Source organism: Vibrio sp. LB10LO1, from assembly GCF_010092875.1.
Lineage (GTDB): Bacteria > Pseudomonadota > Gammaproteobacteria > Enterobacterales > Vibrionaceae > Vibrio > Vibrio campbellii.
The window spans coordinates 34460-48538 of record NZ_JAADJW010000023.1; the positions used below are offsets into that span (position 1 = coordinate 34460).

A 14079-nucleotide genomic window follows, 5' to 3' on the forward strand; every position below is an offset into this window, starting at 1 on the left:
CTTAAACAATCTTCTACAGGTATATTTTACTGATATTGTGGATACAAATCTTCTACGACTTGGTCGAACATAGCGACGACACGGTCGCTTGTAATACGGTTCATTGCGGCTTCATCCTTTGCTCGGGTTCGCCAACTTAATTCTTGGCTAGTCTTTCCTGTTTCTGCAAGAATCACTTCTTCATATACAGATACGGCATACTTTAAAAAGCGATAAGGGCCTACTCGAATAGGATTGTGATGGGCATATAAACCAATAATCGGTGTGTTCATTGCACTCGCCATGTGGGCTGGGCCAGTATCTGGTGCTATCACCATCTGCACCTTATCAATTAAAGCTAGCATTTGCAGGATGGAACTTTCCCCTACTAAGTTTAAACAAGGTTCACGCAACAAAGCTTGAATCTCATTTGCTAGGTCAACTTCCACCTTTGCAGGACTGCCCGCTAGTATGACATTCCAGCCTTTCTCTCGCGCATGATTAATGACATCCACATAACCCTTCGCGTTCCAGTTCTTGTAGGCTTTACTTGCTCCGGGAACCAATAACAAGTTTGGTTGCACCGTATCTAGTTTTACCTTAGCCCAAGTACTATCCTCTTCTGAGTAAGATAAAGACCAAGATAGTTCCGATTGAGGTACTCCAATCTGATTGGCAAACGCCATTAGACCATCCGCAACATGCAAAGAGCTTGGTGAAGGGACTTTGACATTGGTGAACAAAGTTTGAAAGTCTTGGCTACGGTCAGAAGAGAAACCAAGTTTGTATTTCGCTTTAATACCCAACGTCGCCACGCTCGCTCGAATGGCATATTGCATATGAAGCAAAGCATCGAACTCGCGTCCTTTGAGTTGCTTCCACAGTGATTTGTAGCCATCAAGTCCTGCTTTTTTATCAAAAACAATCACCTCAACGTCATCTATCGCTTGCAGCAATTGAGCTTCAAGTTTGCCAGTAATCCAAGTGATATGGGTCTCAGGCCATTGTTTTTGAATCGCTTGAACCGTCGCGATAGTATTGCAAACGTCACCAATTGCAGATAAACGCAATATACAGAGTGAAGAAGGGGCAGAAGTGAACATAGTTATTGTCTGATCAGATAAATAGATGCAGGTAAATTATGCAGACATCCCCAATAAATGTAAAATACACCGCTTCTATACTGAGCACTGACGAGTCTTCGCAATGTCAAATAGCCAACAACATCAATCTCCAAATTCGGGTAAACCTGGAAACACTGGTTTAAAGCGCATCATCAAAGCGACGGGATACTCTGCGAAAGGCTTAAGGGCGGCGTTTAAACATGAAGCGGCGATTAGACAAGAGCTTGTGATGCTAGCCATTGCCATCGTTTTGGTCTGTGTTTTTGACTTGAGTGTCATAGAACGAATTTTGATGCTTGGTGTCGTCGTTCTTGTTCTGATTGTTGAGTTGATCAATTCCGCGATAGAGGCGGTAGTGGATCGCGTGGGTGTCGAGCATCATGAATTGAGTGGGCGAGCAAAAGATATCGGCTCAGCGGCGGTTATGGTGGCATTAGCGTTCGCTGGATTCACATGGCTGTATATCTTGCTTAGTCTGTATCTCTAAATCACTTTATCTGTGAGTATCAAAGATATGATTCAAACTTCACAACAAGGTAATTGCACGATTTGGTTTGATGATGAAATCATTTCAGACCCAACATTGCCATTGTTTGATGCCGGCTATTGGCAAGAACAAGGTAAAATCTTGGGCAGCGCTTCTGGTCGGGGAACAACCTGGTTTGTTCAACTCGACTCTATGCAAGCAGCCCTTCGACATTATCGCCGAGGTGGTCTATTCGGCAAACTTGTGAAAGACCAATACTGGTTTTCTGGTTGGGAACAAACTCGTAGTGCTCAGGAGTTAAATCTTTTGCAGATTTTGATAGATGCCGGCGTTAATGTTCCTCGCCCGATTGCCGCGCGAGCAGTTAAAACAGGTTTGACTTACCAAGCGGATCTGCTCAGCGAAAGAATCCCAAATGCCAGAGATTTGGTCAGTATTTTGCGAGAAAAACCATTACCGGAAGTGATGTACCAGAAGATTGGGCAAGAAATTGCCAAGATGCATAACGTTAATGTGAACCATACTGACTTAAATATTCATAACATCTTAATTGATGACCAAGACAAGGTCTGGATTATCGACTTTGATAAGTGCTTTTCATCTACAGATACTAAGGTTTCTAAAGAGAACTTAGAGCGACTATTGCGCTCATTTAATAAAGAAAAAGGTAAATGCGCGATTGCGTGGAGCCTCCAAGATTTTGACTGTTTGCTAAGCGGTTACCACCAAAGTAATAAAGGATAGAGAATGCGTACGTTTGTGATTAGTTTGGAAAGCGCAGTTGAGCGCCGCGCGCATATCGAAGCTCAATTTGCTGGTGTAGAGCAAGACTTTGAGTTTTTTGATGCAATAGATGGACGTAAAGGCGAGCATCCTCTGTTTAGCAAGTACAACGTTGAGAAAAGACTTAGAGTGAAAGGCTATGGAATGACACCAGGTGAATTGGGGTGCTTCGCCAGTCACTATTTGCTTTGGGAAAAGTGCCTAGAGTTAAATGAGCCGATTGTTGTCATTGAGGATGATGCTCAACTAGAAGAATGTTTTGATGATTCGATGAAAAACATCAACGAGCTCCAACCATATGGTTATGTTCGTTTATTTGTTAATGGACGCAAACGGCCATTCGTCAAAATTGGTTCATATAAATCTCATGATGTCGTCGAGTATTTACGAGGCCCAGGCGCAACTCGATCTTACTTCGTCACTCCAATGGCAGCAAAAAGGTTCATTGAATCTGCTCAAGAATGGCTACTGCCCGTTGATGATTACATGGACCAGTTTTGGTCAAATGAAGTTGCATGCCGAGGCATAGTGCCAGGTATCGTTAAGAATGAAACAGATTTTGATTCTAGTGTCGGTAAGCTCGAGAAGAGTAATAAAATGAATCGACTTACGCGCGAGTTGTACTCTATTCAGTGTGCTCTTTGGCGTAAGTGGCATTTATTTCGTAACCCACCGAAGAAGGTCAAATAGGATGCTTAAACTATTGATAAAATGGCTTTCTACGTCTGAACCCTCAAATAAGTTTCGCGCCGAATTAGATCTAATGTTTTGGGGGACGCAACACTCTCGTTTTATACGCAAGCGTTTTCAAAGACGTATTTTTTATGTTTACAACTGTGATGTTAGCCATTTAGCCGACATTCATCCAACAGTCTTGTTTCCTCACCCTTGTGGAATTGTGATCGGTTCGCAAGCAAAAGTGGAAAAGGGATGTCGAATTTATCAACAAGTCACGATTGGCAGCAACTTTGACTCCGATAACTCGATGGCTCACGTATCAGAAAATACTTACATTGGCAGTGGGGCAAAGATCATTGGTGGGATTTCAATTGGTAAGAATTGTTACGTTGGAGCAAATGCGGTCATCACAAAAAACGTGGCTGATAACAGCTCGATAGTGGGCAATAATAAAAGTATTACTAATAAAAAAGAAAGTTAAGCATAGAAAATGAATCGTAATGTTTTACTTAAATTAAAGTATGTAGATTGAACTTAAGGACATATTAATGATTGATGGAAAAAAGGTATTAGCGTTTATCCCTGCTCGAGGAGGGAGTAAACGGTTACCAAGAAAGAATATCTTGCCAATTGCAGGGAAGCCATTAATTGGTTGGTCTATTGATGCGGCGAAAGGTAGTGAGTATATTGATGATATATTTATAAGCACAGATGATCAGGAGATCGCTGATGTAGCTGCAGGTTTAGGGATTCCTGCACCTGAACTTCGTCCAGAGCACTTAGCTTCTGATACTGCATCGACAGCGAATGTCCTAACGTACACGTTGGAAAAATTTGGTACTGATTTTGATATAGTCATTTTACTCCAACCCACGTCGCCTTTGCGTACTTCACAGCATATCGATCAGGCTCTAGAGCTATTTATTGAGAAACAAGCTTTTTCTGTTGTATCTGTGACACCGTGTGAGCATCCTCCACTTTGGTCAAATACATTGCCAGACAATGGTTCAATGGAAAACTTTATTCGACCAGAAGCTCTAAAGCGTTCTCAAGATTTAGGGAGCTTTTATCGCTTCAATGGTGCGATTTATATATTTGATGTTGAAAAATTACTCGAATACCAAGAGATCTGCTATACAAGTGAGTCCTTTGCTTTTGTCATGGAAAACAAGGACTCATTCGATATTGATCAACAGTTTGATTTTGAATTAGCTGAATTCTTCCTTAATAAAAGAAGATTGTCATAAGTCTTGAAAGCTATTAATTTTCTTTACATTAATAGCTTTGAACTGTCTTCTTAGTTCTGCTCGAAACACTTTATCAGGGTAGTCATCGGATATCGTATAAATAGGCATATCTGGATATAGTAGTCTGCAAGTAAACATTACTGTTGAGTAAGTTCCTACGAATCCAGAGAGTTCAATACCTTTATCGATTAACTCTATTTCTAGAGGATATTCACTACGGTGGTATATAATGTAGCTTTTTCCCTGTAGTGCCTCTTTTACTTCATCTCGCTCTGTTCGGTGAGGGAAGTATATAATTTTTCGATTGCTAGACTTAGCGAGAGTATCAATCTCTTCAATGTATTCTGATACCGATTTTTGATACTTGTCACCAATAGCACCTTGTCCTATATAGCCAATTGGAGCATCTCTATTATATAGAGATGGGTTGCCATACTCCCCCTTTAATCTGCTCAAGGAATTCTTATGTACTTTATGTGCTATCGGGTTTAAGTTGAACATCGTAAAAACTTCTAGATTATCAGAAGGTTTTAAATGACCAATTGGTTTACATCCATTAAGGCGCACCACTAAATCTTGAAGGAACCTTGGGCGGTAAAAGTCTTTTTTAGGCAGTATATACTTCGGGTATTCCGACAGTGTAAGCGTACCATCATCAAAATAGATTTGTTTCTCTATATTGAGGTTTTTTAGTATTAGTTTTGTTCGCCAAGCATTAAATTCAGCATAGAAAAAACGTTGTATCGAACACCCATTTAGGGCTTTCTTGATCTCTTTGATTGCTTTAGGGACAGCAACACTACGGTTCCCCCTATCAATTGTGATGATATTTTGCCACTCTTTAGCATTAAAAAGTCGGTTTTGTTGCTCTAAACCAAGCGTACTTTTCTGGTTTACCAACAGTAAGATCGCTTCTTGGCTGTTAAAGAATGTTTTAGCCTCTAAGGCACAAACATACTGCATGGGTGATGTAACAACAAAAAGATCCATAGTTTATAAAGTTACCTTATCCAGAGTTTTTTGTAATGAGCCTTGGCTTGAGTTTACGACAGAAAGTAGGCTTACCTTGGTTTGATGGTAAGCTCTTTCATTTTGAATTAGCTCCTTTATTTCAATTGCAAGGGTGCTTGCGTTTGAAGTAATCGCTATCGCAGAAAAAGATACCATCTTGTCGACAATTTCTTGGAAATTAAAATAGCTCGGCCCTGTGATGATCGGCACACCCAAAGCTGCAGGTTCTAGGACATTATGCCCACCAACCTTATCGCCAATTAAACTACCGCCCGTAAAGCATATATCGGAAGCACCAATCAAGATCAGCATCTCACCCATGGTATCTCCAAGATAAACCTGGGTCGATGTTGTTACTTCTTCTTGGCTTGTACGGCGAGCAGTTTCAAAGCCTTGACCTTGGCAAAGCTCAAATACATCTTCGAATCGCTCTGGATGTCTTGGAACAAGGATTAAAAGAGCATTTGGGTGAGATTCCAAGATTTTTTTGTGAGCTTCTAATACCTGCTCGTCTTCCCCTTTATGAGTGCTGGCAGCAATCCAAATGGGGCGCTCTAATCCGAGTGCATTCCTCAGCGATTTAGCTTTTTCTTTTACGTCGTCTGATATCTGAACATCAAACTTTATCGAGCCAGTAACAAAAAGTTTGTTTTTCTCGATACCTAAACGTTCAAAGCGCTCAGCATCTGACTCCGTCTGGCAAAGGAGTTTATCTATGCATGGATGTAGGAGGTCAAACAGTGGCTGCACTTTTGCGTAGTTCCTACACGACTTTTCAGAGAGGCGAGCGTTGACCACTATGATAGGGATTCCTGCATTGTGGACATCGTTAAGCGTGTTTGGCCAAAGCTCGGTTTCGATTATCAACATTTGCTTTGGGCGCATTGTCTTTAGAAAGCCTTTCACGGCAAAACCGAAATCGATAGGCATATAGCGATGTTCAACTAAGTCGCCCAACTTAGCAATTTGTTCCGCACCAGTGCTGGTTGTGGTGGTGACCAAAATAGGTTGGGTTGGGTTTTGCTTTTTCAGCTCTTTAATGAGTGGGATAGCGGCGATGCTTTCACCGACCGAAACCGCATGAATCCAAATAGGGCGCTCAGTTGTCTCTAGCTTTGGAGTTCTACCAAAATGCTCTTTCCATCGTTGACCAAACTTTGGCTTGTTCGATTTACTTTTGTATAAACCAAACAATAGGAAAGGGGATGCGAGGGCAAGCAGCAATGTGTAAAAAATGCGAATTAGCATGAACTTACCGTTATCGCTTCAAGTTTTTGGATGCTATCTAGCACCTGTTTTGGTGATAACTCAGTTAAACACTTAAGGTGCTTAAACTCACACTCACGCTTAAAGCACGGACGGCAGTCAATATCGGTATGAACAATCTCTACCTTTTCCGCAAGCGGTGGAGTGTACTTTGGAGATGTTGAACCATAGACCGCAACGACGTTACAACCAACGGCAGCTGCCACGTGCATAAGACCCGAGTCATTTGCTACAACAGTCTGACATGCCGCCAGCAGATCAACTGCCTCAATCAAGCTAGTTTGTCCTGCCAAAACATGAATCTGGTGCTGATGTTCTTGAGGTACTAATTGTTTGATGTTGTTACAGGTCTCAAGGTCTTTTTGAGAACCAAATAGCCACACTTGCTTTCCTGCACTTGCCATAGCTGACGCGACTTCTGCGTAATGTGTTTCAGGCCATTTTTTAGCAGGGCCAAACTCTGCCCCTGGGCACAGGCCAACAACAGGCGCCTTTTGATTGAGGTTAAACTTAGTAATCGCTTCAGCTTGCTCTTTTTTATCAATAAACAGGCTAGGGCGAGGTAGGGTTTCTAAACCACCTAGAGAAGCAGAGTCGATCATCTCTTCTTGTGGGTAAGCTAATGCCACATAGCGTTCAACCATGAATTGAAAAGACTTCATGTTTGGTCGCAAGTCATTGAGCAGACCGTAACGCATCTCGCCTTTCCAACCTGTTCGAAGCGGAATGTTTGCGAACCAAGGGATAAGAGCTGATTTTGCAGACTTCGGCAGGATGTAGGCGTGGTCGTACTGTTTTTCTCGTAATGATTTACCGATTTCGCGACGACCAAGTAAGTTGAATTCACCATGACCAATAGGCATTTCAATGGCTTGGTGGATTTCTGGCATGCGCTCAAGAATTGGTTTACACCAACCTGGTGCAATCACATCAATTTGGCTTTCTGGATGAAGTTGCTTTAAGACAATATAAAGAGACTGCGACATCACCATATCGCCAACCCAAGAAGGGCCAATAATTAAGATTTTTTTCATTTGCTTATTTGCCAGTCAGTGTTGTATCTCGGTTTAAATAGGTTGTAATAGTTATTGCCGTCTTCTTGAGAATGCAGAAGTTGTAGCACCCACATGTATTGTTCTGGTTTATTTGCAACAAAGTACTCGATCGCTTGATTACAAGTGCGAGCGTCTTGTTCTTCGCCTTTATCTAGCTCAAACGCCGGTAAGATTTCGATATCAAACGTACCATCTTCTGTGTTCATAGAAGCAAACATAGGTAACACTTTAGCGCGTGATAGTTTAGCAATTTTACCTAAACCAGGAAGCGTTGCTTTTCTGGTCGCAAAGAAATCGACAAAAACGCTGTGTTCAGGGCCATGATCCTGATCGGGTAAGTAATAGCCAATGTAACCGTCACGAACTGATTTCAAAAACGGCTTAACACCACCAGAGCGTTCATAAACGCGACCGCCATATTGCACACGTTGTTCGTGCATTAGCCAATCAGCCACTTCATTTTTCTGCTTTTTTGCCATTGCAGAGACGGGCATCCCCATCGAGGCAAGCAACACCGCAGGAATATCAATTGCCCATGAGTGTGGAACCATCAAAATGACTTTCTCATCATTGTCGATGTGTTTTTGAAGGATTTCTAAACCTCGGATTTGGCAACGCTGCTGTAACCATTTAGATGAACGTAAGCTTAGTAAGCTGAAACGGAAAAAGAATAATGCTGCGGTATAAAGCGTTTTTTCAATCAGTGCTTCGCGCTCTTCAAATGATCTCTCTGGGAAGCACAGCTCAAAGTTGACACGAGCTCGGTGAGCCGGACCTTTGTGCGATTTAGCCAGTTTCTTCGCGATAGTTTTTGCCAGCCATTTCTGAACCCCTAAAGGTAATAAAGCAAGCGGCAAAGAAAGGACAACGCCTACCCATGTCCCCCAATACTTCGGCGCTAAAAAGTGGCGCTTAAATTCAGGGTTATAAGCTTTAGGATCGAAATCATCACGTTGATTAGTCATGAAGTTTTAAGTACCTATATTTTTTGGAGAGAGGCGAGTGGAGGTATGTAGAAATGATACTAGTAATAATACCAGAGTAAAGGTGGTAGAGAGTTAACTACCACCTTTGCGGGGAATTAACGGTTTTGAATCGCTAGGTATTCAGCAACACCCTCTGCTACCGTTTTGAATTCTACATCACAACCAGCTGCACGAAGCTTAGTTAGATCCGCTTGAGTGAATTCTTGGTAAGCGCCTTTCAGGTGCTCAGGGAACGGAATGGTTTGGATTTCACCTTTGTTGTGGTGCTTGATAACCGCTTTTGCTACTTCTTCAAAAGATTCTGCACGGCCAGTACCACAGTTGAAGATGCCAGAAACACCATTTTCAAAGAACCAAAGGTTTACTTTGCATACATCGCCAACATAAATAAAGTCACGCTTAAAGCTTTCGCTTCGCTCAAATAGTTTAGGGTTTTCGCCGGCATTGATTTGGTTATTTAGGTGGAAGGCAACTGATGCCATGCTTCCTTTGTGATCTTCACGTGGGCCGTATACATTGAAGTAACGGAAACCAGTGATTTGAGAAAGCTGTTCGCCATGCTCTTCTGCGTCTTTCCATAGGCGACGAACGTAGTTATCAAATTGCTGTTTCGAGTAGCCGTATACATTGAGTGCGCCTTCGTATTCACGCTCCTCAACAAACGTTTCTGTCTCACCGTATGTCGCAGCTGATGACGCGTATAGGAATGGAATTTCACGATCTAGACAGTAATGAAGCAACTCTTTTGAGTACTCATAGTTGTTTAGCATCATGTACTTGCCGTCCCACTCAGTTGTCGCAGAACAAGCACCTTCATGGAAGATGGCTTCGATAGGGCCGAAGTCATCACCTGCCATGATTTGGGTAAGGAAGTCATCACGATCCATGTAATCTGTGATATCAAGATCAACTAAGTTTTTAAACTTCTTGCCATTTTTTAGGTTGTCGACAACGAGAATATCGTTAATACCTGCTTCGTTCAGAGCTTTAACAATGTTGCTGCCGATCATGCCAGCACCACCAGTTACGATGATCATAAGACTTCCACCATAGATTAAAATTTTCTCAGGAAGTTTAGCAGAGTTAAGCCTTTAGGTGCTAGTACTAGGGGAAGTCGTTGTCATTAGGCAAACAAAAAGGAAGCCGAAGCTTCCTTTGTTTTAGTTAAGTCATCTAATCAGAACTAGATTATTTTTCGTCTGACGTATTTGGACGTTGGTACCAAGGGTTTCTGTGATCTGTTAGTTCGATCAAGTTGTATTTGCGACCGAGTTTCTGTCCGCCATCTCGAGTAAGAGGCTGCCAATTAAAGTTAGCACGGTTTTTACTTGGTTTTACAGTCATGATGTCAAATGGGATTGATATGTAGAAGCCCTTTGTGAAACTACCTTCTCCAAACTCTTCAGCTGAGAGGTCTGTGAAGGATGCATATGCACCTGCGATAACACCACTCTTGAACTGTTTCGATACATTCAATTGCGTTCCAACATCGCCAGCTAAGAACTGGCCGACGTCGACTTGAATCATCAAGTTTTGTAAGAAGTCCCATTGTGGGTAGTAGTAGCCGGACACAAAACCAGTAAAGCCCTGGTCTATAACTCGGAAATCTCTTCCATACCCCGGGACACGCTGCCATTCTTCATCATAGACACCGAAGTAACTTTGAGGATCTCGTTGTGAAATTAAATTAAAATCAGCACCAATCGCCCAGTTTGCGCCTTGTGGTCGGTATAAAAACTCAGTACCAACACCTGCAAACATACTTTCTAAGTAACCTGCATAGAACTGTTGGTCCATACTGTCGGAGTAGTTTTGGAACCAAGTAAGTTGCAAGTTAGTCATCGTCACATCGTGTTCATTAGTATAAGCCCTGAACATGGTTCGAACACGTGGAACACTCGTTCCATCTGGAGGAGTTATGTAGTTATACTTGTCATAGTTGTTATACCAATCCCAGTATAATGATCCACCAATCTCGAGATTGTCATTGAACCAGTAAGATGCGCTTCCTTTTAAACCGACACTAAATAGATAAAATTCTTCAGGGTTACCTAAAGTTTGTACTAGTTGAGGTGCAAATCCCCAATCAAACCTTTCAAAGCCATCGTAAACTTTAGTCTGTTTTTCATTAGCCAAACCAGGTGTTTCATCGAGTGCGTCTTCGATATTCGGGGCTATGTAATTTACATTGGCTACATCAACATAATCATTTGCTGATATCGTGGCTCGATGTCCTGATAAACCGTTGTTTCTTTCTTCAACTGTATAAGCGTCAATATCTTTTGGTAGTTGGTTATGAAGTATCGCACCTGCTTTTTCATAAGCCTTGTTTCTATCTCGATATTTGGTCTGCTCACCGACAATAGTCACTTCACTATCAGAGACATAAATTTGATTTGCCTCATATCCGGCGATCTGATCTAAATCTTCGCTCACTCGCTTCCAATCAACATCTGAGATCGTTTCTGGCTGCTCATCTTTTAATTCAGGTGTAGGAGTATCACGCCAAAACGATGGCATATTATTGAAGTTTGTATTTAAACTCACTCCTGCGACTAAAGTATCTCCCCGCTCATAGCTCAAGCGCAAATCGGCGATGCTACCTAAGCGATACAACACACCAAAGTTCCATGGGGTATGAGGAGTCATGTCTACCCCTCCTTGAACAACAGGGAAGTCTTCACTGTAATCGTTACTGTCATATTCAACTTTAAGGCGCAGTGGCGCATGAAGCGTTTGGTATTCTATACCACCAAACAACGCAGCTGGACCTTTGAAGAAACGATCGTAATTGGTTGTTCCACCTGTAAGCTGGTAATCATCAGGTCGTGTACAGAATCGGTCTGAAATTTCACAAGCTGGGTTAGAAATATTGTCTCTGGTACCCATTGAGCCCCAGCCAATACCCAAAGTAAAATCAAAAGTACCTAAGTTCTTATTAGAATACTGTTTGGTTGCAGCGAAGTACTCTGAGTCAAACAGTCCTGTACCTGCAAAATCCCTAACACCAAAGGACACCTCAGGTAAGTATTGACTTTCCTCTAATAGTCTAAACTTAAAATCGATACCTTTATCAGTATACTCATTGTCACCACAGAATCTTGGGTCTGTACAATATGGTAGCCCGTCGACAATCGTATATCTAATCGTAGCTTCGGCCCAAGGCATTACTTGTAGAGTGGCATTGTAGAAAAGGTATTCGTTGCTAGATGTAACGCTAAAGTTGAACTCTCCTTCAGGAGCCATTCGTCCAGTTGGCATCTGCATTAAACCAACGCCACCATAATCCATTTGAGATGGCTGTAATGGTGGTGCTTCGAAAGGAGTGCTTTGAGCCCACGTTAGTAGGGGACTCATTGTTGTTAAGACAAGAGTACTTTTAATGAGTTTCATGGATGAGTCTTCAATAAGGTAAGTAGCTCCACTATGCTCTTATCCAGTTCTGATGAGCGGAAGTCAGCAAATGGGAAATATACAATTGATAGCGGCGGCAAATAATAATATGTGCTTTTCCAATGACCTTTATGTGGCTCAACAACTTTGCCATCAGGATATATAATGACAGGATAAGGGTTACGACTATCATAAATATCGTTTAAGTTTGTAAGAATATCCGATAGTGGCAGGCCTTGTTGATTCTTTAGTATATTAACACTATCTAAGTTGCCTAAAAGTAGAATTCTATCGCTTCGGTCAGGTGTTATTAATGAATACTCACCTGAAATTAGAGGGTTTCTATCCTTTTTAAGGCGTAACTCATCAAGATCTAGGTCCGACAAAACTCTTTTAGAGAATGCGTTGTCTTGAATGAATTTATAAAACGGATGCGAGATAAGGTTCTTTTGCATTAGTTGATTTAATACAAAGGACTTAAGTGATGAGGCGTACTCTTTCGCTTCTTCTGATTCATCAAACAAAGTCGTGGCTAAAGGGTAGTCCATTGATGCGCCATGCTGTTGGCTAGCTTTCATGATCTCTACAAGCCTGACTTTTCCATCAAAGTTAAGAGATTTTTGTAAGCCAGTGAGCTCAACTGTGGTTTGAGGCGATGCTGCGTATATTGAGCTAGAGAGAACGCATAAGCTTAATGCTGACAATAATGATCTCATTTCTTCGCGTACCCTTTTAATACGACAAACTTAACGGGAAGCATGTCAGGTCCAAGGTATTGTAAGCTTTGTATTACTTCGCCTGAATCTGATACCCAGTAAGTATTAGTTAACTCAGAATCTAAAGTGGTAAATACAACTTTCTCTTTGTAAACAGTGGTATTGGTTGTACCCAAAGGGGTTACTACAGGTTCGCGTTGTAATTTGGTTCGCGTAATTTTTGCTGGAAAGGAGTAGCGGTAATTAGGAGTCCAATCGTAAACAGCGCCATATGCTACTGGAGTATCGCTTATGGCATCATATTGTGGCACTCGACTCTGAATACCAGCAAGGTTGTTAGACTGTAGCCCGAGAGTTTTCACAATTCGTCCATTCTCGGTGATGATCATCGCATTGTCTGCGCTGACCCATTTTAATCGAGTTATGCCTGTTTTTTTGTTTTCTTCAGCAAAAGCAAGAACGACAAAAACTTGTTTTTGTGAGCCGATAGTTAAATATGCACTTGCATATGGGACATCTCTGATCTCATCTGCTGTTAACTCAATATCGACATAATTACTATATGCTTCTTTGACTGTTGCAGACACATCATTGAACTTTTGAGTACACCCAATAGAGCCGATCAAAAACAGCACAAGCGAGAGTGCTTTGCAGCACTTTAAAGTAAGAGTTTGTTTCATTATTCCCTCATGCAAATAAAATCGCCCTGAATATTCAGGGCGATATGCATACAAACTACTTTTAAAACTTACTTAGCTGCTGAAGTAGAAGTAGAAGTAGAAGTAGAAGTAGAGTCACTGTCAGATGCTGCTACTGCAACAACTGTTACAGCTGCCGCAGCACCAACAGCAACTGCTGTTGTACCAGTTGCAGATGCAGATGCTGCTGCAGTGTTGCCTGCTTCCGCACCTGTATCGGCTGCGAAAGCTGTTGACGCGCTTAGAGCCATAAGAATAGCTAGAGCTGTGTTTTTCATTATTAATCCTTGTATTTCCGGTATTAAACATCGATGTTTGGTATTTGCACACCAATTCCTATTTTAGATAAAAATCATCCAACATGTAAATAGTTTCTTATTTTGGTTTAGCTATGAACATTAACTTTTACAATGCTCGGACAACTCTAAAGTCTTATATCTGAAACCAAGGTTCGTATCAGGGCTGACTTGCTGATCAATGTCAATCCGTGCATAATTTGCGAGCCCTTGGAAAGACACTAACGGAGTCATGTTCAAGGTTAAGGAAATCAAATTTATGACCATAGAATAATATCTAGCGTCAATTGAGTTAGTTAAACTGGCGAATAGTGGCTAGCGCAATGCCTCAGGGCGGTAGCGTGGGTTATATACGTTCAA

15 protein-coding genes are annotated in these 14079 nt (G+C 41.7%); 5 read left to right on the plus strand and 10 right to left on the minus strand.

Annotation, left to right across the window (positions count from 1 at the left end):
* Positions 1–26: 26 nt before the first annotated feature.
* Complete coding sequence (locus GXP65_RS16510) at positions 27–1082, minus strand: glycosyltransferase family 9 protein (protein ID WP_162093288.1); 1056 nt, start codon at positions 1080–1082, stop codon at positions 27–29.
* Between the two features lie 103 nt (positions 1083–1185).
* Here GXP65_RS16510 and GXP65_RS16515 point away from each other — a divergent pair, with 103 nt between their 5' ends.
* The 5 genes from GXP65_RS16515 (at position 1186) to GXP65_RS16535 (ending at position 4298) form a co-directional block, all read left to right on the plus strand.
* Entirely contained in the window at positions 1186–1590 is a 405-nt protein-coding gene (locus GXP65_RS16515) for a diacylglycerol kinase (RefSeq protein WP_020195869.1), read from the plus strand.
* Positions 1591–1617: 27 nt separating this feature from the next.
* Entirely contained in the window at positions 1618–2334 is a 717-nt protein-coding gene (locus tag GXP65_RS16520) for a 3-deoxy-D-manno-octulosonic acid kinase (protein WP_162093289.1), read from the plus strand.
* Between the two features lie 3 nt (positions 2335–2337).
* Positions 2338–3063, plus strand: a complete 726-nt coding sequence (locus tag GXP65_RS16525) for a glycosyltransferase family 25 protein (protein ID WP_162093290.1) — start codon at positions 2338–2340, stop codon at positions 3061–3063.
* Position 3064: 1 nt separating this feature from the next.
* Positions 3065–3532, plus strand: coding sequence for a serine acetyltransferase (locus GXP65_RS16530; RefSeq protein ID WP_053316638.1), 468 nt, complete (start codon positions 3065–3067; stop codon positions 3530–3532).
* Between the two features lie 67 nt (positions 3533–3599).
* Positions 3600–4298 (plus strand): acylneuraminate cytidylyltransferase family protein, encoded by a 699-nt coding sequence (locus GXP65_RS16535; RefSeq protein WP_009707930.1) that lies wholly within the window; start codon positions 3600–3602, stop codon positions 4296–4298.
* Here the strand turns inward: GXP65_RS16535 and GXP65_RS16540 are convergent.
* From GXP65_RS16540 to GXP65_RS16580, 9 genes are all read right to left on the minus strand, one after another.
* Positions 4293–5288 (minus strand): glycosyltransferase 52 family protein, encoded by a 996-nt coding sequence (locus GXP65_RS16540; RefSeq protein WP_162093291.1) that lies wholly within the window; start codon positions 5286–5288, stop codon positions 4293–4295. The genes GXP65_RS16535 and GXP65_RS16540 overlap by 6 nt on opposite strands.
* 3 nt (positions 5289–5291) lie before the next feature.
* Positions 5292–6557, minus strand: a complete 1266-nt coding sequence (gene waaA, locus GXP65_RS16545; protein WP_162093292.1) for a lipid IV(A) 3-deoxy-D-manno-octulosonic acid transferase — start codon at positions 6555–6557, stop codon at positions 5292–5294.
* The gene (gene waaF / locus GXP65_RS16550; RefSeq protein ID WP_162093293.1) at positions 6551–7609 is read right to left on the minus strand and encodes a lipopolysaccharide heptosyltransferase II; all 1059 of its coding nucleotides are present in this window, start codon (positions 7607–7609) and stop codon (positions 6551–6553) included. The genes waaA and waaF overlap by 7 nt, the downstream gene beginning before the upstream one ends.
* Entirely contained in the window at positions 7606–8595 is a 990-nt protein-coding gene (gene lpxM / locus GXP65_RS16555) for a lauroyl-Kdo(2)-lipid IV(A) myristoyltransferase (protein ID WP_162093294.1), read from the minus strand. The genes waaF and lpxM overlap by 4 nt, the downstream gene beginning before the upstream one ends.
* Positions 8596–8711: 116 nt before the next feature.
* Positions 8712–9653 carry an ADP-glyceromanno-heptose 6-epimerase gene (gene rfaD, locus GXP65_RS16560; RefSeq protein ID WP_162093295.1) on the minus strand — a complete coding sequence of 314 codons (942 nt, stop codon included), beginning with the start codon at positions 9651–9653 and terminating at the stop codon, positions 8712–8714.
* Positions 9654–9804: 151 nt separating this feature from the next.
* Positions 9805–12009 carry a YjbH domain-containing protein gene (locus tag GXP65_RS16565; RefSeq protein WP_009707924.1) on the minus strand — a complete coding sequence of 735 codons (2205 nt, stop codon included), beginning with the start codon at positions 12007–12009 and terminating at the stop codon, positions 9805–9807.
* A complete protein-coding gene (locus GXP65_RS16570; RefSeq protein WP_240335010.1) occupies positions 12006–12713 on the minus strand; it encodes a capsule biosynthesis GfcC family protein in 708 nt (235 codons plus the stop codon). The genes GXP65_RS16565 and GXP65_RS16570 overlap by 4 nt, the downstream gene beginning before the upstream one ends.
* Before the next feature lie 8 nt (positions 12714–12721).
* Complete coding sequence (locus tag GXP65_RS16575) at positions 12722–13405, minus strand: YjbF family lipoprotein (protein WP_162093297.1); 684 nt, start codon at positions 13403–13405, stop codon at positions 12722–12724.
* A gap of 68 nt (positions 13406–13473) precedes the next feature.
* On the minus strand, positions 13474–13701 hold the full coding sequence (locus GXP65_RS16580; protein WP_162093298.1) for a hypothetical protein: 228 nt from the start codon (positions 13699–13701) through the stop codon (positions 13474–13476).
* Positions 13702–14079: the final 378 nt, after the last annotated feature.